The 22,164-nt window shown below is 64.0% G+C and carries 23 protein-coding genes; 17 read left to right on the forward strand and 6 right to left on the reverse strand.

Features of this window, described 5'->3' with window-relative positions:
- The first annotated feature begins 213 nt into the window (after positions 1-213).
- The gene (locus Q2941_RS32885; protein ID WP_458195010.1) at positions 214-1,758 is read left to right on the forward strand and encodes a porin; all 1,545 of its coding nucleotides are present in this window, start codon (positions 214-216) and stop codon (positions 1,756-1,758) included.
- Positions 1,759-1,911: 153 nt separating this feature from the next.
- Positions 1,912-2,205, forward strand: coding sequence for a DUF3551 domain-containing protein (locus tag Q2941_RS32890; protein ID WP_458195011.1), 294 nt, complete (start codon positions 1,912-1,914; stop codon positions 2,203-2,205).
- Between the two features lie 75 nt (positions 2,206-2,280).
- On the opposite strand, the gene Q2941_RS32895 is transcribed toward Q2941_RS32890, so the two are convergent.
- Both Q2941_RS32895 and Q2941_RS32900 read right to left on the reverse strand, forming a co-directional pair.
- Entirely contained in the window at positions 2,281-2,553 is a 273-nt protein-coding gene (locus Q2941_RS32895; RefSeq protein WP_458195012.1) for a DUF3551 domain-containing protein, read from the reverse strand.
- Between the two features lie 147 nt (positions 2,554-2,700).
- Positions 2,701-5,094 (reverse strand): lytic transglycosylase domain-containing protein, encoded by a 2,394-nt coding sequence (locus Q2941_RS32900; RefSeq protein ID WP_458195013.1) that lies wholly within the window; start codon positions 5,092-5,094, stop codon positions 2,701-2,703.
- Positions 5,095-5,375: 281 nt separating this feature from the next.
- Here Q2941_RS32900 and dapA point away from each other — a divergent pair, with 281 nt between their 5' ends.
- The 4 genes from dapA to Q2941_RS32920 are packed head-to-tail and all read left to right on the forward strand — an operon-like array spanning position 5,376 to position 7,855.
- On the forward strand, positions 5,376-6,266 hold the full coding sequence (gene dapA / locus Q2941_RS32905) for a 4-hydroxy-tetrahydrodipicolinate synthase (RefSeq protein ID WP_458195014.1): 891 nt from the start codon (positions 5,376-5,378) through the stop codon (positions 6,264-6,266).
- Positions 6,267-6,318: 52 nt separating this feature from the next.
- Positions 6,319-6,735: a large conductance mechanosensitive channel protein MscL gene (gene mscL / locus Q2941_RS32910; protein ID WP_027522940.1), complete on the forward strand. Its 417-nt coding sequence runs from the start codon at positions 6,319-6,321 to the stop codon at positions 6,733-6,735.
- Positions 6,736-6,795: 60 nt separating this feature from the next.
- On the forward strand, positions 6,796-7,269 hold the full coding sequence (gene smpB / locus Q2941_RS32915) for an SsrA-binding protein SmpB (RefSeq protein ID WP_027522939.1): 474 nt from the start codon (positions 6,796-6,798) through the stop codon (positions 7,267-7,269).
- Positions 7,270-7,273: 4 nt separating this feature from the next.
- Complete coding sequence (locus Q2941_RS32920) at positions 7,274-7,855, forward strand: peroxiredoxin (protein WP_458195015.1); 582 nt, start codon at positions 7,274-7,276, stop codon at positions 7,853-7,855.
- Here Q2941_RS32920 and Q2941_RS32925 read toward each other — a convergent pair.
- The gene (locus Q2941_RS32925; protein ID WP_027522937.1) at positions 7,852-8,526 is read right to left on the reverse strand and encodes a uracil-DNA glycosylase; all 675 of its coding nucleotides are present in this window, start codon (positions 8,524-8,526) and stop codon (positions 7,852-7,854) included. The two genes, Q2941_RS32920 and Q2941_RS32925, sit on opposite strands and share 4 nt — an antisense overlap.
- Positions 8,507-9,151, reverse strand: a complete 645-nt coding sequence (locus Q2941_RS32930; RefSeq protein WP_027522936.1) for a LabA-like NYN domain-containing protein — start codon at positions 9,149-9,151, stop codon at positions 8,507-8,509. Before Q2941_RS32930 ends, Q2941_RS32925 begins: the two co-directional genes overlap by 20 nt.
- A 326-nt stretch (positions 9,152-9,477) precedes the next feature.
- Between Q2941_RS32930 and rpoZ the strand changes: the two genes are divergently transcribed.
- The 11 genes from rpoZ (at position 9,478) to parC (ending at position 20,440) form a co-directional block, all read left to right on the forward strand.
- Entirely contained in the window at positions 9,478-9,870 is a 393-nt protein-coding gene (gene rpoZ / locus Q2941_RS32935) for a DNA-directed RNA polymerase subunit omega (protein ID WP_027522935.1), read from the forward strand.
- A 220-nt stretch (positions 9,871-10,090) separates the two neighbouring features.
- Entirely contained in the window at positions 10,091-12,376 is a 2,286-nt protein-coding gene (locus Q2941_RS32940; protein WP_027522934.1) for a RelA/SpoT family protein, read from the forward strand.
- A gap of 39 nt (positions 12,377-12,415) precedes the next feature.
- On the forward strand, positions 12,416-13,168 hold the full coding sequence (locus Q2941_RS32945) for a pyridoxine 5'-phosphate synthase (protein WP_027522933.1): 753 nt from the start codon (positions 12,416-12,418) through the stop codon (positions 13,166-13,168).
- Complete coding sequence (gene acpS / locus Q2941_RS32950) at positions 13,165-13,584, forward strand: holo-ACP synthase (protein WP_458195016.1); 420 nt, start codon at positions 13,165-13,167, stop codon at positions 13,582-13,584. The genes Q2941_RS32945 and acpS overlap by 4 nt, the downstream gene beginning before the upstream one ends.
- A 250-nt stretch (positions 13,585-13,834) precedes the next feature.
- Complete coding sequence (lepB, locus tag Q2941_RS32955) at positions 13,835-14,596, forward strand: signal peptidase I (RefSeq protein WP_458195017.1); 762 nt, start codon at positions 13,835-13,837, stop codon at positions 14,594-14,596.
- Entirely contained in the window at positions 14,593-15,408 is an 816-nt protein-coding gene (gene rnc, locus Q2941_RS32960) for a ribonuclease III (RefSeq protein WP_027522930.1), read from the forward strand. Before lepB ends, rnc begins: the two co-directional genes overlap by 4 nt.
- A complete protein-coding gene (gene era, locus Q2941_RS32965; RefSeq protein WP_458195018.1) occupies positions 15,398-16,324 on the forward strand; it encodes a GTPase Era in 927 nt (308 codons plus the stop codon). The genes rnc and era overlap by 11 nt, the downstream gene beginning before the upstream one ends.
- Before the next feature lie 19 nt (positions 16,325-16,343).
- Complete coding sequence (locus tag Q2941_RS32970) at positions 16,344-16,724, forward strand: hypothetical protein (protein ID WP_254112097.1); 381 nt, start codon at positions 16,344-16,346, stop codon at positions 16,722-16,724.
- Positions 16,725-16,872: 148 nt separating this feature from the next.
- Positions 16,873-17,622 carry a DNA repair protein RecO gene (gene recO, locus Q2941_RS32975; protein WP_458195019.1) on the forward strand — a complete coding sequence of 250 codons (750 nt, stop codon included), beginning with the start codon at positions 16,873-16,875 and terminating at the stop codon, positions 17,620-17,622.
- Between the two features lie 92 nt (positions 17,623-17,714).
- Positions 17,715-17,993: a hypothetical protein gene (locus Q2941_RS32980; protein ID WP_027522926.1), complete on the forward strand. Its 279-nt coding sequence runs from the start codon at positions 17,715-17,717 to the stop codon at positions 17,991-17,993.
- Positions 17,994-18,181: 188 nt separating this feature from the next.
- Entirely contained in the window at positions 18,182-20,440 is a 2,259-nt protein-coding gene (gene parC, locus Q2941_RS32985; protein ID WP_254112099.1) for a DNA topoisomerase IV subunit A, read from the forward strand.
- A gap of 237 nt (positions 20,441-20,677) precedes the next feature.
- Here the strand turns inward: parC and Q2941_RS32990 are convergent, their stop codons facing one another.
- Positions 20,678-21,481, reverse strand: coding sequence for a hypothetical protein (locus Q2941_RS32990; protein WP_254112100.1), 804 nt, complete (start codon positions 21,479-21,481; stop codon positions 20,678-20,680).
- Entirely contained in the window at positions 21,465-22,094 is a 630-nt protein-coding gene (locus Q2941_RS32995; RefSeq protein ID WP_458195020.1) for a hypothetical protein, read from the reverse strand. The genes Q2941_RS32990 and Q2941_RS32995 overlap by 17 nt, the downstream gene beginning before the upstream one ends.
- Between the last annotated feature and the right edge of the window lie 70 nt (positions 22,095-22,164).

Below are 22,164 nucleotides of genomic sequence, written 5' to 3' on the forward strand. Positions count from 1 at the left end.
TTTTGTTGTGTGTGCAAGGTCGTTCGGTAATTCTGACCACGCGACGGAGGGGGGCATCCCGAGGTCGTCCCGTTTTAGGTGGTTCGCTTAAGTCCCTCGCGTTCATGCGGGTGTGTCCGAAGGCGCGAAGCGGCTAAGCGGTGTTTAAAGCGGGAATGGGAAATTGGCCATCCGGTCAGTGACCTTCCCTGAAGAGCAACTTGGAGGTTTAACATGAAGTTGGTTAAGAGCCTTTTGCTCGGCTCAGCGGCGGGTCTGATCGCCGTGGGCGGAGCGCAGGCAGCCGATCTCCCCGTGAAGGCCAAAGCGGTCGAATACGTGAAGATCTGCTCCCTGTACGGTGCCGGATTCTACTACATGCCGGGCACTGACACTTGCATCAAGTTCGGCGGCTATGTCCGCGCAGACACTGTGGTCGGCAGCAGCAACGACTATGCCTTTGCGACCGGTGCACCGGATGGCGCGCGTAACCGGCTGAGCAACTACTGGGCCAGCCGCGCTCGTATGGACTTCACGGTCGATACCCGCACCGCGACCGAATACGGCGTCGTGCGCACCTACGCGGACATGGTGTTCACCTGGACCGGTGGTTCTTATGTCGGCGCTGGCACGGTCGGCGGCACGACTGTTTACAACAGCACGACCGGTACCATTGGCGGCGCCTCGCTCGGTCTGTACCACGCGTTCATCCAGTTCGCTGGATTTACGTTTGGCCGCACGGTCTCGATCTTCGACGCTCCGTGGCAGAGCTATCCGGCTGGCGGTCCCGATACGTTGCCAGGCGGTTCCAACCACGTCACCGGCGTGAACCAGGTCGCTTACACGGCTGATTTCGGTCAGGGCATCACGGCTTCGGTGGCGTTGCAGGACCCCACAGTCTATGACCAGACGAACATCTGGAACCTGTCGTTCCCGGGTGGTGCGACGCCGAGCATCACACCCAACGGTACTGTCAGCTTCCTCACCGGTTACGGTGCGCCCACGATTGCCGGCACCCGTGTTCCGGATATCGTCGGTGCGGTCCGCGTTGACCAAGCTTGGGGTTTAGCCCAACTCTCCGTCGTGGGTCATGAGAATACCCCGGGTTACTACGGTACCAATGAGTCCACTGGTTCTCCCGGCACCAAGTTTGGCTGGGCGGTTCAGGGTTCGTTGTCGATCAAGAACATCCCGACCGGACCGGGCGACTCGATCAACTTGCAGGCCGTCTATACGGACGGTGCAACGCGCTATAACTTCCAGAGCTTGTTCCCGACCACCGTCGCGATGTTTGGTGGCACGGGCGTGCCTGGTGCTTACCAGAGCCTCGGGTTTGCCGCCATTGCTGATGCGGTATTCACCGGCGGCAATGGCTTCGCGAATAGCAGTCTTGAAACGGTGAAGAGCTGGGGCTTCCGCGGTGGTTACACCCACAACTGGAGCCCGAACTGGGCGAGCGGCATCTACGGTGCCTATGGCGTGGTGGATTACGGCTCCCTCGCCACGAACACGATCTGCTTCTTCGCTCGGCAATCGCTTGGTCTGACCGGCAACTGCAACCCCGACTTCGCCGTTGCAGTGGTCGGTGCCAACGTGGTCTGGACCCCGGTCAAGAACCTCGCCTTCACCGCCGACGTCAACTGGACGCGTTTGGACCAGAGGTACTCGGGAACGGTGGACATCCAGCCGTCTGCCACGTTGCAAAAGCCACGCGCTTTGTATGAGCTGAGGGACCAGAACAGCGTTACCATGCTGCTCCGCGCTCAGCGCAACTTCTAAGATCGATCTCTCGACCGATCAGAGAACCCCGGCGGGCAACCGCCGGGGTTTTTCTTTGCGGGTGTTGCGGCGTATATTGGCTCGAACGTAACGGCTTCTTTCCGGTGAAAGGAGCGAGCTGGAGATTCGACGGTGAGCAGTTGGACAATTCGGATGGCCGGGATGACGGGCGTGCTCGGCGCGGTGATCATGGCCGGCGCCACGATCCTCGCTCCTGCGCCAGCGATGGCCGAACGCTACGATCCCAGATATCCCGTCTGCCTCCAGAAGTGGGAGTGGGGCGGCAGCAGCACGATCTATTGCAGCTATCCCTCGTGGGAGGCGTGCAAGGCGGCCGCGGCGGGATTGTCGGCGATGTGCATGGACAATCCATATTGGTCCCAGCCGACCACAACGGGCGTTGCCCGCCCACTGGCACCCGCAGGTAGGCCCGTTCCGGTCAGGTGATGATGGAATTCGTGGCGCTTCGATTGCCGGCGCGGCTCGCAGGTCTCGCGGCGCGCTTGCGCGATCAATCAGGGATTACCGGGGGCCCTGCCATTCCCTGAATGCGTAGGTGGGATTGAGGCCGCAGGCGTCTATCGTGCCCGACGCCGTCGCCATGCATTGGCTGTAAGTGGCGAACTGGCAATTGCCTGGATACCCCCAGCGTCGTCCTTGCAGGCAATAGCGATCCTGCGCGACCGCCTGGGGAGCCGGATGGAGGCGCTTCTTGGCGTGAGCCGTCGAGCTGCCGGCCGCAATACCTGGCAGGATCAGGGCCATCGATATCACTGCGCAGAACACGCGAAGCATGACACGCCTCCAGGTTCGTGCCGTCGACCAATCGATGTGCGGCGCTTCCAATTATAATGCCGCGCGAGTGGCTTGGTAGCTCTCCTTGAACCGCACCTGGATTCGCAGAGGGCGGTAAGCCACGAGGCTCGATGCGGCGCTGACCAGCTACTCGACGCTGCCGCTCGTGCCTCTGTGCAGGTCAGCGTCGATTTGCAGCCGCGTTCCGCCGCCAAAGCGCGCGCGATAAACTTGAAGGTTCTCCATGATGCGCTGCACGTAGTTGCGCGTTTCGGAGAACGGGATCAGTTCGACCCAGTCGACTGCGTCGATCTTGGATTCGCGCGGATCGCCGTAGCGCTCGACCCACTTCTTCACGCTGCCGCGGCCGGCGTTATAGGCGGCGAAGGTCATGATGTAGGAGCCGCGGTAGTCCTCGAGCAGGCCGCCGAGCTCGGCCGCGCCAAGCGTGGCGTTGTAGACCGAATCGTTCTTCAACCGCGACAGGTCGTAGGTTGCGCCGTGTCGCTTGCAGACGTAGCGCGCAGCGTCCGGCGTCACCTGCATCAGCCCGTAGGCCTGCGCCGGCGACACCACCGCCGGATTGAACGCGCTTTCCTGCCGCGCGATCGCGTAGACGATGCTGCGCTCGACCTCGGGCCCGATCTGGCTGAACTGCGGGATGCCGTTGACCGGATAGGCGTAGAAGTCGAAGGGCAGCCCGCGGTTGAGCGCGGCCTTGCCGACCAGCAGCATGCCGCGGGCGTCGCTGTAGCGCTGGGTCAGCTCGCCGAGGCCGGCAAGCGCTTCGGGGTCGCCATTCTCCCCCATGTCGGCGAGCATCGGGACCGCGATCTCGCGCTCGTCGAGCTCGTAGAGCAGTTGCGCCGCGCGCACGATCTCCAGCCGCTCGGCGCCGCGGCCGCGCGGCGCGCTGTTGAGCTCGATCTGCGGCAGGCCGAGTTTTGCCCGCGCAAGCTGGCCATAGTAGCTCGTCGACTGCTCGGCCGCGCGTGCATAGGCGTTGCGCGCTTCCTGCTGGCGGCCCATGGCTTCCGCCGCGCGGCCCTGCCAATAGCCGGCGCGCGCCAGCGTGGTCGGGTTGACGCTGCCGACGCCGATGCGGGCAAAATGCTGGGCTGCGGCCGCGGGATCATTGAGGAAGCGCAGCGCGATCCAGCCCGCGGTGAATTCCTGCTCGGTCTTGTAGATGTCGCGCGAGGGCAGGGCCGCGTCTCGCGCGATCAGATAGGCGCTGCGGAATTCCTCGGTGTCGATCATCTTGCGTGCGATCAGGCGCCGCTCGATCCACCATTCATCGAGATTGTAGAGCCGGTTTGGATCCTTCGGCGCCGACAGCATCAGTTGCGCGGCTTCCGCGAACTTCTCCTCGCGGCGCAGGAGCTGGATCTTGCTGAAGATGAAGCCGGGATCGCCGTGCAGTTCGTGCGGCACGGCTTCGAGCAGAGCGCGCGTGTTCGGCGCCTTCTTGTAGGAGGCGATGCGCGCCTTGGCGAGCGCCACGTAGCCGGCGCCGAGCCGCTTGGCGGCGCGCAGCGCGGCCTCATGCTCGCTGCCATAGAGCAGCGTGTCCATTCGCGCTTTCTGGTCGCCCGGCGTGAGCAGCGCGCCGAATTGGTCGAGCGCGTTGTTCTCCGTCTCTTCCGACATCGGGTCGCTGCGCCAGGCCTCGCGCACGAGGCGCTCGGCATTGGCACGGTCGCCGCGCGCCAGCATGGCCCTGGCGAGCGAGAAGCGCCCCTTGGCGGAGACAGGGGATTCGTTCTCGAACCACGACCACGCTACGGAGTCTTCGCGCCGGTCGTCCCAGAGCGCGGCTTCAAGGCGGCGGCGCAGGAAGGTTTGCGACGGCCAGCTCGGATTGGCGCTGATGAAGGCACGGTAGCGCTCGACGCTGGCGCCATTGTCGTCGCTGCGCAGGATGATCCATTCGGCGAGTTTTCGCGCGACCGGATCTGTGATCGTGGCCGCATTGTCGGTGGCATCACCCGGCCTGTGCTTGCGCACGAGCTCGATGACGTTCTCCAGCGTGTCCTTGTCGGCCTGCGAAGTCGATGAGGTCGCAGCAACCGCGGCCGGCGTCACGGGCTTGCGTGGTGCGGCATGCTGGCGGGTCGCAGGAGCCAGCACGGGTGCTGCGATCGGTTTGACGGCAGCCGGTGCGGTTGGTCTGACGGCAGCCGTCGCCGCCGGGGCGGGTGCGGGTTTGGGAGACGAACCGTTGGCGGCCGGCTGTGATTTTGGCACAGGTACCCCGGCCGCAGGCTTGGGCTTGTCCTTTGCGGGTTCCTTGCCGGCATCCTTGACGGGTTTCTTCGCGGCATCCTTGGCCGGTGCGCCAGCCGTTCCCTTGCCAGCGCCGCCTTTGGCCGTGTCCTTGCCAGTTCCCTTATCCGTTCCCTTATCCGTTCCCTTGGCCGATCCTTTGGCTGGGCCCTTCGCGGTATCCTTGGCGACTGGTTTCGCTGTGTCTTTGGTCCCGTCCGCGGTGGTCTCATTGGACTTGGCCAAGGCCGCGCAACCGACCGATAGCCCAGCCATCAGGCACACAACCAGACCGGCGGATCGCCATGTGGCATGGGAAAAGAAGGTCACGGAGTTTCGTTGCCCCGAATCGTTCAAGTGGCTCAAGACCTAGCTGTATTTGATTGAATATGCGGAAAAAATACCAACAGCCGCTTACCGCGGCCGTGTTTGGACCATCACCGCGGCAAAATCGCGGCCTAAACGGTGCGTCACCTGGGACCGGGCCTTTTACCGGCCCGTTAGACCCGATATGAAAGGGGCCTCTTTTCAGGCCAGCACGCGTACGGAGGAAGCCCATGGCAGCCAAGACGAAGTTCCGGGGATCGTTTACCGCCTTGGTCACGCCGTTCAAAAACGGCTCGCTGGACGAGGCCGCGTTCCGCTCGCTGGTCAATTGGCAGATCGCCGAGGGCACCCACGGCCTGGTTCCGGTCGGCACCACCGGCGAGAGCCCGACGCTCAGCCACGACGAGCACAAGAAGGTCGTCGAATGGTGCATCCAGGAGGCCAAGGGACGGGTGCCCGTGATCGCCGGCGCCGGCTCCAACTCCACCAAGGAAGCCGTCGAGCTTGCCCAGCACGCCGAGAAGGCGGGCGCCAATGCCGTGCTGGTGGTGACGCCCTACTACAACAAGCCGACCCAGGAAGGGCTCTACCAGCACTTCAAGGCGATCAACGATGCGATTGGAATTCCGATCATCATCTACAACATCCCGCCGCGCTCGGTGATCGACATGTCGGTCGACACCATGAAGCGGCTGTGGGACTTGAAGAACATCGCCGGCGTCAAGGACGCCACCGCCAGCATGGTGCGGGTGTCGCAGCAGCGCGCCGCGATGGGCGAGGATTTCAACCAGCTCTCGGGCGAGGACGCGACCGTGCTCGGCTACATGGCGCATGGCGGCCATGGCTGCATCTCGGTGACATCAAATGTTGCGCCGCGCCTGTGCTCGGAATTCCACACCGCCTGGCAGAAGGGTGACCACGCAACCGCCTTAAAGTTGCACGACAAGTTGATGCCGCTGCACAACAACCTCTTCATCGAGAGCAATCCGGCTCCGATCAAATATGCGCTGTCGCTGCTCGGCAAGATGGCCGAGACGCTGCGGCTGCCGATGGTGCCGGTGTCCGAGCCGACCCGCGTCGCGGTGCGCAGCGCCATGGTCCATGCCGGCCTGATCAACTGACGCCCTAGCCAATCGGGGAGCTTTCATGAGCGTCGAGGAAAAGGGCATGCAGATGCTCAAGGAGTTCCGCGAGTTTGCCATGAAAGGCAACGTCGTCGACCTCGCGGTCGGCGTCATCATCGGTGCGGCGTTCGGCGCCATCGTCAACTCGCTGGTCGGCGACGTCATCATGCCGATGATCGGCGCCGTCACCGGCGGGCTCGACTTCTCGAACTACTTTACGCCGCTGTCGAAGGCAGTCACCGCCGGCAATCTTGCGGATGCGAAAAAGCAGGGTGCCGTCTTGGCTTGGGGTAGCTTCCTCACGCTGACGATCAACTTCATCATCGTTGCCTTCGTGCTGTTCCTGGTGATCCGCGCCATGAACAAGTTGAAGCGCAAGGAGGAGGCCGCGCCTGCTGCTCCGCCGAAGCCTTCAGCCGAGGTTGAGCTGCTGACCGAGATCCGCGATCTCCTCAAGAAGTCTTGACGCGCGCGCTTCATCCAACCTGTTAGCGTTGACGCGCATCTCGATCTGGTAACCTGAGCCATGGCCGACAAGAACGAACGCCCCATCAAGGTCGTGGCGGAAAATCGCAAGGCGCGCTTCAATTACGCGATCGAGGACACGGTCGAGGCGGGCATTGCGCTGACCGGAACCGAGGTCAAGTCGATCCGCAACGGCAAGAGCACGATCGCGGAATCCTACGCGGATTCGAAGAACGGCGAGATCTGGCTGATCAACGCCAACATCCCCGAATATCTCCAGGCCAACCGCTTCAATCACGAGCCGAAGCGGCCGCGCAAGCTGCTGCTGCATCGAAAGCAGATCAACAAGCTGATCGGCGCGGTGGACCGCGAGGGCATGACGCTGATCCCGCTCAAGCTTTACTTCAACGAGCGCGGGCGGGCGAAGCTGCAGCTCGCGGTCGCCAAGGGCAAGAAGCTGCACGACAAGCGCGAGACCGTGAAGAAGCGCGACTGGGGCCGGGAGAAGGGCCGGCTGATGCGGGCGAGGGGATGAGGCGATGAACCAGAGAAACCTGCTCGAGGTCGACTGGAGCAAGATCCCGGCGCCGACAGACGATGGTGGCGCGACGCATCTGAAGGGCATGACGATCCCGCCGGTCAGCCTGCGCGCGACCGACGATACGTCAGTGACGCTGTCGGCGCTCCGCGGCCGCACCGTTGTCTTCGGCTATCCGCGCACAGGCGAGCCCGGCAAGATCGCGCTGGTCGACGACTGGGACATGATCCCCGGCGCGCGCGGCTGCACGCCGCAGACCTGCGCGTTCCGCGACCTCTTCGCCGAGTTGAAGGCAGCCGGCACGTCCCATGTGTTCGGGCTCTCGACCCAAAGCAACGACTACCAGACCGAGATGGCCTCGCGGCTGCATCTGCCGTTCCCGGTGCTCTCAGACGAGAAGCTCGAGCTGACCCGCGCACTCAATCTGCCGACGATGGAGGTTGCCGGGCTGACGTTGATCAAGCGGCTTGCGTTGATCATCGACGACGCGAAGATAACGCACGTATTCTATCCGGTGTTTCCGCCCGACCGAAACGCCGGCGACGTGCTGCACTGGCTGAAAGACCACCCAGTCAAGGCCTAGTCGAGGTCGGCTTTCACCTTAGCAAACACCTTGCGGAACATCTCCGGCGTGAGCACGCCGGTGTTCGTGTTGTAACGGGAGCAGTGATAACTGTCGTACAGCCGGAGCGCGCCCGCCTGGTGCACCGCGCCGTGACCGAACGGCGCCTGCGCACCCTTCAGGCCCAGCGGCTTGAGTACGGTATCGTGCGCAATTCGTCCGAGCGCGACGATGGCACGCAGGTTCGGCATCGTCTCGAGGTTGGCGGCGAGGAAGGTGCGGCACGTGTTGATCTCTGCCGGCAGCGGCTTGTTCTGCGGCGGCACGCAGTGCACCGCATTGGCGATCCGGCAGTCGACAAGCTTCAGGCCGTCGTCGGGCCGCGCCTGATAGGCCCCCTTGGCAAACCCGTATTCGATCAGCGTTGCGTAGAGCAGGTCGCCGGCATAGTCGCCCGTGAACGGGCGACCCGTGCGGTTGGCGCCCTGCATCCCCGGTGCGAGACCGACGATCAGCAGGCGCGCCTTGACGTCGCCGAAGGGCGCAACCGGCGCATTGTGCCAGGACGGCTCGCGCGCCCGGTTCGCCTCGCGAAAGGCAACCAGCCGTGGACAGAGCGGACAGTCACGGTCGGGTACGACGGTGGGGACCTGGCGGCTTGAACGGGCCGCCTCACTCCTCGAAGTCGTCATCGCCCCTCGGCGCCATTGTGGTCGCGCGCTGGAGGAACTGCGGGGCGTGATGACGTGCTTCGCGGTCGCCACGCTCGCGCGGAGCCGGGCGTTCGGACGGGTCGCGACCAAGCTTGGACTGGAGCTCGACGAGGTCGGTGAAGACGTCGGCTTGGCGGCGCAGCTCGTCGGCGATCATTGGCGGCTGGCTGGCGATGGTGGAGATGACGGTGACGCGGACACCGCGGCGCTGCACGGCTTCGACCAGGGAACGGAAATCGCCGTCACCGGAGAACAGCACCATCTGGTCGATGTGTTCGGCGAGTTCCATGGCATCCACCGCAAGCTCGATATCCATGTTGCCCTTGACCTTGCGGCGGCCGCTGGCGTCGATGAATTCCTTCGTGGCCTTGGTGACGACGGTGTAGCCGTTGTAGTCGAGCCAGTCGATCAGGGGACGTATCGAGGAGTATTCCTGATCCTCGATGATGGCGGTGTAGTAGAAAGCACGCAGAAGCGTCCCCCGGCTCTGGAATTCCTTCAGCAGGCGCTTGTAATCGATATCGAAACCCAACGTTTTTGCCGTCGCGTACAGATTGGCCCCATCGATGAAGAGCGCGATCTTGTTGGTTGGAGAAGGTGACATTCAGTTGCTCGCGTAGTGTTCGTGTTCAATCGTTTATTGTTGGCGCGACGGCAGCAATCCGCGCAGATCAAGAGGCTGCCAAAACCCGCCGAAACCGTAAATCCGGAGAAGTCGGGGCAAACCAAGGTATAGTTATGGCGGTCGGCCCGTCCGGTGCCGCCCTCCTTGGCGACCCGGGAAATGCCGATTCTAGCCCCAATGTGGGGTTAACCAAGGCGTTTGGCGAGACCAAATCACAAAATGATCTTGCGAAACCGCCCCGGCCTCTATAACTAGCCCGCATCATCCACATGTTTTGACCCACCCAAGAGCGGAGCGACAGTCTAATGGCTCGCGTCACCGTAGAAGATTGTATCGACAAGGTCGACAACCGGTTTGACCTCGTCCTGCTGGCCGCCCACCGCGCCCGCATGATTTCGTCCGGTTCACAACTAACGGTTGACCGGGATAACGACAAGAACCCCGTTGTCTCTTTGCGCGAAATTGCCGACCAGACCATTTCGCCAGAGGATCTGCGCGAGGAGCTGGTCCACTCCCTCCAGAAATTCGTCGAGGTGGATGAGCCTGAGCCCGATACCGTGCCTTTGATCGGTTCCGCTGGCGCCAGCGTCGATGCAGACGATACCGAGGTCGCTGTCGAACGCATGACGGAAGAGGAGCTCCTGAAGGGCCTCGAGGGCCTGGCGCCGCCGGAGGAGCAGCCCGAGGAGGACGAGTAATCGTTCTCGCGCCGCGCCGACGAAATTTTGATTTCATCAAAGGCCCGAACCCGCGTTCGGGCCTTTGCTTTTGTTGACCTTTTCGTGGTTACCATAGCGCTGGCAGAGCGCGCTTGCGAGCGCCGTTTCCGATTGTGTCGGACACGCGCACGATCGGCGCTAGGATGTATACAACGGGCCATTTCCTGGTTCGTTTGAAGGCAGGAAGACGCGGGCAGAGATGGTGTATCGGCGTCGTAAATTTACGCAGATGGAGGCCGCGACCGAGTCGGTCGCCGTGGCCCCGACTGCGCCGACGGCACGGCCCTCAAAGCCGCGGGCGCGCATGATGCGGCAATATGACCTCGTCGAGCGCGTCAGGTCCTACAACCCGAACACCAACGAAGACCTGCTGAACCGCGCCTATGTCTACGCCATGAAGGCGCACGGCTCGCAGACGCGCGCCTCGGGCGACCCCTACTTCTCCCATCCGCTCGAAGTGGCGGCGATCCTCACCGACCTGAAGCTCGACGACGCCACTATCGTGGCGGCGCTATTGCACGACACGATCGAGGACACCGAGGCGACCCGCGCCGAGATCGACCAGATCTTCGGCCCCGAGATCGGTGCGCTGGTCGAGGGCCTGACCAAGCTGAAGCGGCTGGAGCTGGTATCGCGCGAGGCCAAGCAGGCCGAGAACCTGCGCAAGCTCCTGCTGGCGATCGCGGACGACGTTCGCGTCCTCCTGGTCAAGCTCGCCGACCGCCTGCACAACATGCGCACGCTGGAATTCGTGCCGCCGGCATCGCGCCGCCGGATCGCCGAGGAGACGCTCGACATCTACGCGCCGCTGGCGGGCCGCATGGGTATGCAGGAGATGCGTGAGGAGCTGGAGGACCTGTCCTTCCGCACCCTCGATCCCGAAGCCTACAACGTGGTGATGCAGCGGCTCGATGCGCTGGCCGAGCGCAACCGCAACTTGATCGGCGAGATCGAGGCTCAGCTCTCGAACAATCTGCGCCACAGGGGCCTTGGCGCGCGCGTCTACGGTCGCCGCAAGAAGCCGTTCTCGATCTGGACCAAGATGGAGCGCAAGTCGGTCGGCTTCGAGCAATTGTCCGACATCTTCGGCTTCCGTGTCGTGGTCAACGACGTCGAGGCCTGCTACCGCGCGCTCGGCATCGTCCACACCACCTGGCCTGTCGTGCCCGGCCGTTTCAAGGACTACATCTCGACGCCCAAGCAGAACGACTATCGCTCGATCCACACCACGGTGATCGGCCCCGGCAACCAGCGCGTCGAGCTCCAGATCCGCACCGAGGAAATGGACCAGATCGCCGAGCGCGGCATCGCCGCGCACGTCTTCTACAAGGAGGGCGTCGGCTCGCCGACGGAGTTCCTGAAGCGCGAGTCCAATGCGTTTGCCTGGCTGCGCCATACCGTCGGAATTCTTTCCGAGAGCACCAATCCCGAGGAATTCCTCGAGCACACCAAGCTCGAACTGTTCCACGACCAGGTGTTCTGCTTCACCCCGAAGGGCAAGCTGATCGCGCTGCCGCGCCATGCCAATGTGATCGACTTTGCCTATGCGGTGCACACCGACGTCGGCAACAGCGCCGTGGGTTGCAAGATCAACGGCAAGTTCGCGCCGCTGTCCTCGGAGCTGCAGAACGGCGACGAGGTCGAGGTTCTGACCTCGGAGGCACAATCGGCGCCGCCATCGGCCTGGGAATCGCTTGCCGTAACCGGCAAGGCGCGCGCGGCGATCCGGCGTGCTACCCGTACCGCAGTCCGCGACCAATATGCCGGCCTCGGCCGGCGTATCGTCGAGCGCCTGTTCGAACGTGCCAAAATCGACTACGCCGACGACAAGCTGAAGGGGGCGCTGCCGCGCCTTGCCCGCTCCTCGATCGAGGACGTGATGGCGGCGGTCGGCCGAGGCGAGATCAAGGCCTCCGACGTCGCGCGGGCCATGTATCCCGACTACAAGGAAGAGCGGGTCGGGCGCTACGCCAAGAAGGGGCTGGCCGCCAAGCTCAAGGAGACCGTGGTGCCGGGGACGCCGCGCCCCCCGACCGCGATCCCGATCCGCGGCATCAATTCCGACCTGCCGGTGAAGTTCGCGCCGAACGGCGGCGCCGTGCCTGGCGACCGTATTGTCGGCATCGTCACGCCGGGCGAGGGCATCACCATCTATCCGATCCAGTCGCCGGCCCTGAAGGATTTCGAGGAGGAGCCGGAGCGCTGGCTCGACGTACGCTGGGACATCGAGGACACCACTCCGCAGCGCTTCCCGGCCCGCATCAAGGTCGAGAACGTCAACGAGCCCGGCGCGCTCGCGCAGATCGCGACCGTGATCGCCGAGCACGACGGCAACATCGACAATATCAGCATGCAGCGCCGCTCGCCGGATTTCACCGAGACGACCATCGATCTCGAGGTGTACGACCTGAAGCACCTGAGCGCGATCATAGCCCAGTTGCGCGCGAAGGCGGTCGTCGCGCGCGTCGAACGTGTTAATGGATAGGCCGAGTTTGCCTGTCCCTCCGACTACGTGAGCCTCGCCATGCCCGTTCCTCCGCTTCGCCTCGGCGTCAATGTCGACCATGTCGCGACCCTGCGTAACGCGCGGGGCGGCCGCAATCCCGATCCGGTGCGCGCTGCTTTGGTGGCGATCGAGGCGGGCGCCGATGGCATCACCGCACACTTGCGCGAAGATCGCCGGCATATCCGCGACGAGGACATGGCGCGGCTGAAGGCGGAAATCTCCAAGCCTCTGAACTTCGAGATGGCGGCGACCGACGACATGATGCGCATCTCGCTCGCCACCAAGCCGCATGCGGTGTGCCTGGTGCCGGAGCGCCGCCAGGAGGTGACGACCGAAGGCGGGCTCGATGTGGTCGGACAGCACAATGCGCTCGCGCCTTTCATCGCTCGGCTGAACGACGCCGGCATCCGCGTGTCGCTGTTCATCGCCGCCGACCCCCAGCAGATCGAGATGGCGGCGCGGCTGCGCGCGCCGGTGATCGAGATCCACACCGGTGCCTGGTGCGACGCCGTCGTCGACGGACACACCGACAAGGCCGAGGCCGAATGGCAGCGCATCGTGGCCGGCGCCAGGCTGGCCCGCGCTGCAGGTCTCGAGGTCCACGCCGGCCACGGGCTCGATTATGCGACGGCGGAGAAGATCGCAGGCCTCCCCGAAATCATCGAGCTGAACATCGGCTATTACATGATCGGCGAGGCGCTGTTCGTCGGCCTTGCCGAAACGGTGCGCAGCATGCGCGCCGCGATGGACCGCGGCCGGAGCAGGGCATGATCATCGGCATCGGCTCCGACCTGATCGACATCACCCGCGTCGCCAAGGTGATCGAACGCCATGGCGAGCGCTTTCTCGACCGCATCTTCACCGAGGCCGAACGTGCCAAGGCGGAGCGCCGCGCCAAGAGCGAGAAGATGGTGGTCGCGACCTATGCCAAGCGCTTCGCCGCCAAGGAGGCCTGCTCCAAGGCGCTCGGGACCGGCATCAGGCGCGGTGTCTGGTGGCGCGACATGGGGGTGGTCAACCTGCCCGGGGGGCGGCCGACCATGCAACTGACCGGCGGTGCGCTGGCCCGGTTGAACGCGCTGACGCCGGAGGGCTTCGAGGCGCGGATCGACCTGTCGATCACCGACGACTGGCCGCTCGCCCAGGCCTTCGTCATCATTTCAGCGGTGCCGCTGGCGAAACCTTGATCTGTCGGTCGAAGAATTAAAGTAATATAATAAATTCAATGACTTATATATTGTTGATGCGCCCCTTGATTGCGTGGCTGCTGACAACCGTCTAAAAGTTCGCCGGCACAAATCAGCCGGGGCGAATTCGGCTTTACGCCGGAATTGGCCCCCACTATCAGAATCAGGACAATCTCCTTACGCCGCAAAGCGACGGGGCTATGCGCGGGAACGGGCGTTCCGTGACCGCGGGACCGGAATTGGGAAAGCAATGAGCGTGACTTCAGGAACCAAATCTGAGAGCGGCCTCGGCGAAACCGTCCGGGTCGTCATCCACGCTCTCCTGATCGCGCTGGTGATCCGCACCTTCCTGTTCCAGCCGTTCAATATTCCCTCCGGCTCGATGAAGGCGACGCTGCTCGTCGGCGATTACCTGTTCGTGTCGAAATATTCCTACGGCTATAGCCATTACTCGATCCCGTTCTCGCCGCCGCTGTTCTCGGGACGCGTCTTCGGCTCGGACCCGAACCGCGGCGACATCGTCGTCTTCCGTCTGCCCAAGGACGACACCACCGACTACATCAAGCGCGTGATCGGTCTGCCCGGCGACCGCGTCCAGATGAAGGAAGGGCTGCTCTACATCAACGACATGCCGGTGCAGCGCGAACGCCTGAGCGACTTCGTCGGCGAAGACCCCTGCGGCTCGTCGGATGCTACCGCGCGGGTGAAGCGCTGGAAGGAGACGCTGCCGAACGGCGTCACCTATGAGACGCTCGACTGCGTCGACAACGGCTTCTACGACAATACCAACGTCTACACCGTGCCGGCCGGCCACTTCTTCATGATGGGCGACAACCGTGACAACTCGACCGACAGCCGCGTGCAGTCGGCGGTGGGCTACGTGCCGCAGGAGAACCTGATCGGCCGTGCCCAGATGATCTTCTTCTCCATCGCCGAAGGCGAGCACGCCTGGATGTTCTGGCGCTGGCCCTGGGCGGTGCGCTGGAACCGAATGTTCAAAATCGTCCGATGAAAGACGAAGCCAAGGACATCACAATCCAACCGATCGAGGCCGCTGCGAGCCCTGACGCCGAAGCTGCTCCCAAAGCTCCCGCAAAGAAGAAGCGGGCGAGGAGCGGCAAGGCCAAGGGCGCGAACGCGGCGCTCGAGGCGCGCATCGGGCACAATTTCGCCGATCCGAACCTGCTCATCCAGGCGATCACGCACGTCTCTGCCCTCAAGTCGGGACGCAAGCGCGGCGACAGCTACCAGCGGCTGGAATTCCTCGGCGACCACGTGCTCGGGCTCGTCGTGTCCGACATGCTCTATCACGCCTTCCCGAGCGCCGATGAAGGCGAGCTGTCCAAGCGGCTCGCCGAGCTCGTGCGCAAGGAGAGCTGCGCTGACGTTGCGAAGTTGCTGGGCCTCGTCGAGGACATCAAGCTCGGCAGCGTCGGTCCCGCCGCCGACGCCCGCTTGCGCAAATCCGTGCTCGGCGACATCTGCGAAGCCGTGATCGGTGCCATCTATCTCGACGGCGGGCATGCGGCCGCGGCCGAGTTCGTCAAGCGCAACTGGACCGAGCGCATGCACAAGCCGCGGCGGCCCCTGCGCGACCCCAAGACCGTGCTCCAGGAATGGGCGCAGGGGAAGGGCTTGCCGACGCCGGTCTATCGCGAGGTCGAGCGCACCGGGCCGCATCACGATCCGCAGTTCCGCGTCGCCGTGGATCTGCCGGGGCTGGCATCGGCGGAAGGCATCGGCGGCAGCAAGCGCGCGGCGGAGAAGGTGGCAGCTTCAGTGATGATCGAACGCGAAGGCGTTGGCGGCGGCAATGACGGCTGAAGCAAGTGGCGAGGCGCCTGCCGCGACGCGCTGCGGCTTCGTTGCGCTGATCGGTGCACCCAATGTCGGCAAGTCGACGCTGGTCAACGCGCTGGTCGGCGCCAAGGTCACGATCGTCTCGCGCAAGGTGCAGACGACGCGCGCGCTGATCCGCGGCATCGTCATCGAGAACAACGCGCAAATCATCCTGGTCGACACGCCCGGCATCTTCCTGCCGAAGCGAAGGCTCGACCGCGCCATGGTCTCCACCGCCTGGAGCGGCGCGCATGATGCCGACCTCGTCTGCGTGCTGCTCGACGCCAAGACCGGCATCGACGAAGAGGCCGAGGCGATCCTCACCAAGGCCGCGAGCGTCAATCACGAGAAGATCCTGGTGATCAACAAGGTCGACCTGGTCCAGCGCGAGAAGCTGCTGGCGCTGGCGCAGGCCGCCAATGAGCGCATGCCGTTTGCCAGGACCTTCATGATCTCGGCGATCTCGGGCGACGGCGTCGACGACATTCGCACGACGCTTGCGGAGATGGTGCCGGCTGGTCCGTTCCTCTATCCCGAGGACCAGATGTCGGACGCGCCGATGCGGCAGCTTGCGGCCGAGATCACGCGCGAAAAGATCTATCAGAAGCTGCACCAGGAATTGCCCTACCAGTCCACGGTCGAGACCGACAAATGGGAGGAGCGCAAGGACAACTCGGTGCGCATCGAGCAGACGATCTTCGTCGAGCGCGAAAGCCAGCGCAAGATCGTGCTCGGCAAGGGCGGCGCCACCATCAAGTCGATCGGCGCGGACTCGCGCAAGGAGCTGATGCAGATCCTGGATGTGCCGGTGCATCTCTTCCTGTTCGTCAAGGTGCGCGAGAACTGGGGCGACGATCCCGACCGCTATCGGGAAATGGGCCTGGAATTCCCCAAAGAATGAACAAGAAGATGGGTTGGTGATGAGCGTGCCCCGCAACGTCCTGCGCTTCGAAGTGCTGCTCTATGCATCGCTGATGCTGGATGCGCTGTCGGTTGCGTTCCAGGACCGCACGCCGAACCCCGACATGACGGACCAGATGATCACGACGGCGACGCTGATTGCCGGCGGCATGATCCTGCTGCTGGTCTATTTCGTCTGGCTGGCGGCGCAAAAGCGCAAGAACTGGCCGCGCTGGGTGCTGGCGGCGGCCCTCGTGCTGTCGGTGATCTCGCTTGCGCAGATCATCGGCGAGAAGGGCATCGAGCTCGACAGCGGCATCGAGATCGTGTCCTGCGTGCTGACGACGATCGGCTTGTATTTCTCCTTCACCGGCGACGCGCAGGGCTGGTTCAACGCCTAGAGATGCGTAGAGATGCGTAGGGAGGGCAAAGGCGCGCTTTTCGCGCGCCGTGCCCACCGCAACTGGCCGTGTGTTGATTGATCAAATCGGTGGGCACGCTTCGCTTTGCCCACCCTACGGTCCCGCGAAATACGGTAAGCTCGTTGCCATGGAATGGACCGACGACGGCATCGTGCTGGGGGTGCGGCGGCATGGCGAGACCAGCGCCATCGTCGAGCTTCTGACGCGCTTCCACGGCCGGCATCTCGGGCTCGTGCGCGGCGGCGCCAGTTCGCGGATGCGGCCGCTGCTCCAGCCCGGCAACAGCGTGCGCGCGGTGTGGCGGGCGCGGCTGGACGAGCATCTGGGCACCTATGCGATCGAAGGCCTGCGGTTGCGGGCCGCGGGGCTGCTTGCGTCCTCGCACGGCGTCTATGGCGTCACGCATCTTGCCTCGCTGGCGCGGCTGTTGCCCGAGCGCGATCCGCATGAGGAGATCTTTGCGCAGCTCGAGCACGCCCTCGATGACTTCGACGACATCGGCGGGGCGGCCGTGCACATCATCCATTTCGAGCTCGCGATGCTCGCCGAACTCGGCTTCGGCCTCGCGCTGGAGAATTGCGCGGTGACCGGCGAGACCACGGATCTGATCTACGTCTCGCCGAAATCCGGCGGCGCGGTGTCGCGCTCCGCCGGCGAGCCGTGGCGCGACCGGCTGTTGCGCCTGCCAGCGTTCCTGCGGCAGGGCGAGGCGGCGAGCGAGCTCACGGACCAGGACCTTCAGGATGGCTTTCGGCTCACCGGCCTGTTCCTGCTCCGCCACGTGCTGGAGCCGCGCGGGCAGGGGCATTCGGACGCAAGAAGCGGCTTCCTCAATGCTCTGACGCGGCAGCAGGCGAGGGCGATCAGCTCGCCATGAGCGCGTCTCTGCTCTGCCCGATCGGCTATTGAAACCGGGAACCAAATCACGCTAACTGGGTTGGCCGGGGTGGTTCCACCGGGGACATCCAGATGATCAGAGGATTCGTGGTATCCGCCGCGCTGCTTGCGCTGGCGCCGGACGCAATGGCTGCTGAGCAGCAGCCCGGCCTGTTTCGCCGCGCCTCCTGCACCGTCGTGCGGTACTATGTTGCGAAATATTCGGCAGCCGCCGCGGAGACATGGGCGCGATCCCACGGCGCGACGGACGCGGAAATCGAGACTGCGCGCCGCTGTCTGGCCAATGCGCCGACGCAGGCCAAGGGCCCGCAAGCCACCCCGCCTGTGACCGCGGGCTGGGCCGGGCAATAGTAGCCGACAGGGAATCAATTGATCCTCGCCCGTTTTGCGTCCGCAATTTGCGATCCGAAGCGGCGGCGTAGCGCGAGCCAGATCCGAATCGGCCTGCAAATCCTTTTTCTGTGAGGAGGTTAGCCCGCCAAATCGAGCATTTTGATTCGCGGCTTGCCCGATTCACCGTCTCGGTTTAACGCCTCCCCATGGGAAAACGACAGGTACCGCCGGAGAAGCCGGCTGAAATCCACGAGGTGCCGCTACGCGATGCGCTCGAAGAGCGCTATCTCGCCTATGCGCTCTCCACCATCACGGGCCGCGCGCTGCCGGATGCGCGCGACGGTCTGAAGCCGGTGCACCGGCGCATCCTCTATGGCATGCGCCTGCTCAGGCTCGACCCGGGCGCCGGCTTCAAGAAATCGGCCAAGATCGTCGGCGACGTGATGGGCTCGTTCCATCCGCACGGCGACCAGGCGATCTACGACGCCATGGTACGTCTCGCGCAGGACTTCTCCTCGCGCTATCCGCTGGTCGACGGCCAGGGCAATTTCGGCAATATCGACGGCGATAACCCCGCCGCCTACCGCTACACCGAAGCCCGCATGACCGACGTCGCGCGGCTTCTGCTCGACGGCATCGACGAGGACGGCGTCGAATTCCGTGCCAATTACGACGGTCAGTCCAAGGAGCCGGTGGTCCTGCCCGGCGGCTTCCCGAACCTGCTCGCCAACGGCGCGCAGGGCATCGCGGTCGGCATGGCGACTTCGATCCCGCCGCACAATGCGGCCGAGCTTTGCGACGCGGCCCTGCATCTGATCGAAAAGCCCGATGCGAAGTCCAAGTCGCTCCTGAAGTGGGTGAAGGGCCCTGACTTCCCGACCGGCGGCATCATCGTCGATTCCAAGCAGGCGATTGCGGAGGCCTACACTACCGGCCGTGGCTCTTTCCGCGTCCGTTCCAAATGGGAGCAGGAGGAAGGCGCCCGCGGCACCTGGGTCGTCGTCGTCACGGAGATCCCGTGGCTGGTGCAGAAGTCGCGGCTGGTCGAGAAGATCGCCGAGTTGCTCGACCAGAAAAAGCTGCCTCTGGTTGGCGAGGTCCGCGACGAATCTGCAGAGGACGTCCGTCTCGTCATCGAGCCGAAGTCGAAGAACGTCGATCCCGCTTTGATGATGGAGTCGCTGTTCCGGCTGACCGAGCTCGAAAGCAAGATCCCGCTGAACCTGAACGTGCTGATCAAGGGCCGCATCCCCAAGGTTGTGGGGCTCGCGGAGTGCCTGCGCGAATGGCTCGACCATCTGCGCGACGTGCTGATCCGCCGCTCCAACTTCCGCAAGAGCCAGATCGAGCACCGGCTCGAGGTCCTTGGCGGCCATTTGGTCGCCTATCTGAACCTCGACAAGGTGATCAAGATCATCCGCACCGAGGACGAGCCGAAGCCGGCGTTGATCAAGGCGTTCAAGCTCACCGAAATCCAGGCCGAAGCCATCCTCAACATGCGTTTGCGCAACTTGCGCAGGCTCGAGGAAATGGAGATCCGCAATGAGGACAGGGATCTGCGCAAGGAGTTGAAGGGTATCGAAGGCCTGCTCGCCTCCGAAACCGAGCAGTGGAAGAAGGTCGGCGAGCAGGTCGGCAAGGTCCGCGACATGTTCGGGCCCAAGACGCCGCTCGGCAAGCGCCGCACCGCCTTTGCTGACGCGCCGGAGCACGATCTCGCCGCGATCGAGGAAGCCTTCGTCGAGCGCGAGCCGGTCACGGTCGTCGTCTCCGACAAGGGCTGGATCCGGACGATGAAGGGCCATGTCGAGGATTTGTCGGGGCTTGCGTTCAAGCAGGATGACAAGCTCGGCTTTGCCTTCTTCGCCGAAACGACCTCGAAGCTCCTGCTGTTCGCGACCAACGGCAAGTTCTACTCGCTGGATGTTGCGAAGCTGCCGGGCGGCCGCGGCCATGGCGAGCCGATCCGGCTGTTCATTGATCTCGAGCAGGAGGCCGCGCCGGTCGCGCTGTTCGTCAACAAGGGCGGTCGCAAATTCCTGGTCGCAAGCCACGAGGGCCAGGGTTTTATCGTCAATGAGGACGATTGCGTCGGCACCACCAAGAAGGGCAAGCAGGTCCTCAACGTCGAGATGCCGAACGAGGCGCGCACGGTCACGGAAGTGCTCGGTGACACCATCGCCGTCATCGGCGAGAACCGCAAGATGCTGATCTTCCCGCTCGATCAGGTGCCGGAAATGGCCCGCGGCCGCGGCGTGCGGTTGCAGAAGTACAAGGACGGCGGTCTGTCCGACGTCGCCGTGTTCGACGCAAAGGCAGGGCTGACCTGGAAGGACTCTGCCGGCCGCGAGTTCAGCGCGACCATGAAGGAACTCGCCGAGTGGCAGGGCACCCGCGCCGACGCCGGCCGCCTGCCGCCGAAGGGCTTCCCGAAATCGAACAAGTTCGGGCGGGTGATCGGGTAGGGGCACAGCAGAGCTCTCAGACCACCGAGACCACCGTGATCGCCCGCGAAAGCGGGCGATCTGGTCTTGTAAAGGCGGTGGTGGGGTATGGCTGCGGTGCACCGAACCAAAATCTCGAAAACAACCCCATGCAAAGTAGCGCTCAAGTCGCCGGCAGGGTGCCCGGGGTGATGCTGGACGGATTGACACGTCGGGCAAATCAGGGGGCAATCGGCTCCCCGCGAGCGCCGTCAGGGGCTAACCGTCGACAAACGTCTTCCATTTGGCGAACTGCGACTGTCGCAGGCTCTTGCCTTCGTCCTCGAGTTCGGCAGCGCGGTTGGCCGCAGCAGTCATGGCCGTCGCGGCGCGATTGTAGCCGTCGGCCGTGGACTGGAACGGAAAGATGAACTGACCGTTCGCGACCTTGTAGACCCCGAACTCGCGGATCAGAAGCGCCACACATTTGTCGAAGGCATTGTAGTAGCCCGCCCGCGAGGCGAGCGCCTTGGAGGTGAGCGCGGTCCATGCCGCATGCTGCTCTTCGATCAGCGCCATGAAACCGGAGAGCCGCGCATCCCCGAGGTTCAGCGAACGCGCGTCGTTTTCGATCCTGTCACGCGTGGTCTTGATCGTCTCGGCGTACCGGGGCGCCAAACCTGCCGCATTGTTTTCCGCGGTCTTGAGATCGCGGCGCAGCCCGTCAAGGTCGCTGCGGCTCGACGCGCCGAGATCGCCGAGCTTCGGCAGCGGTTTCGGCTCGACCTCGCCCAGCAGCTTTCGCGCCGCGGCATCGATTTCCATCGCGTCGCTGTTTGCGAGCGCAAGCAGCCTGAGCAGCCTGTTCGAAGGATGCAGCTTGATGACCTGATCGAGCTGGTCGGCATCAGTCACGTCGCGCAAGGCGGTGCGGGTCTCCTCGGCGGAAACGACGGCCTGATACTTCGACAGATCGCCGGCGTAGTACATGGCGACGAAGCAAGTGATCAGGAGGAGGGACAGGAGCACAAGAATGATGACCGGTCGTCGCGGCCCGGCCTTCTGATCAGGAAACGATTCCACGGCGCAGATTCCCCCTCGAACACACCTTAGCGTCTTTCACCGGGGCGGAGGAGTCCGGGCGAGACGTGAGGCTATGCGGATACGTTGGCGGGCAGCCGACGCCGGGGGCGTCCTGCTCATGCGACGACCACCAGCGTGCCACAGCTTGAGCGACCTCGTCCCACAGCGGCGTCGGCAAATCCGGCACGGCGATCCTGACGACATAGCGATTGCTGATGGTGTCGTGGAACCACTCCGTCGCACCGAAATCAAAGCCAAAGCTTCCTGCGTGGCGAAGCGGCAATCCGACCCTGCCCAAGTCGCCCGACAGATCCACGGCGATCTGCCGGGCCTGCTGCTCGTTCATGCTTCGCTTTGGTGCCAGCGTCACGTAGAGCCCATGAGCGAAATGCAGCTCGGCCGATGAGCCGGGAAGCGCCGCTGCAAAATAGCGGGCTGTTCGCCGGCTGTTGCGAAGGATGGTTGCGACACGCCTGTCGGTCAGCATGCAGTAGGCTTCCGTCCCGACATAGGGCGGAAAATGCGCCGGCAGGGCCGCGCCGCCGAACAGCCGCACGGCATCACGCATTTCCGTCTTCAGATCGGTCAGCAATTGCCGGCCCTTCGTGGTCATCCGCCCGTCAGCGGCAATGAATGATGCAGAACCCAGACGGCCGTATTCCAGGCCTGTCTCTTATACACAT

It is taken from the genome of Bradyrhizobium sp. UFLA05-153 (genome assembly GCF_054185185.1).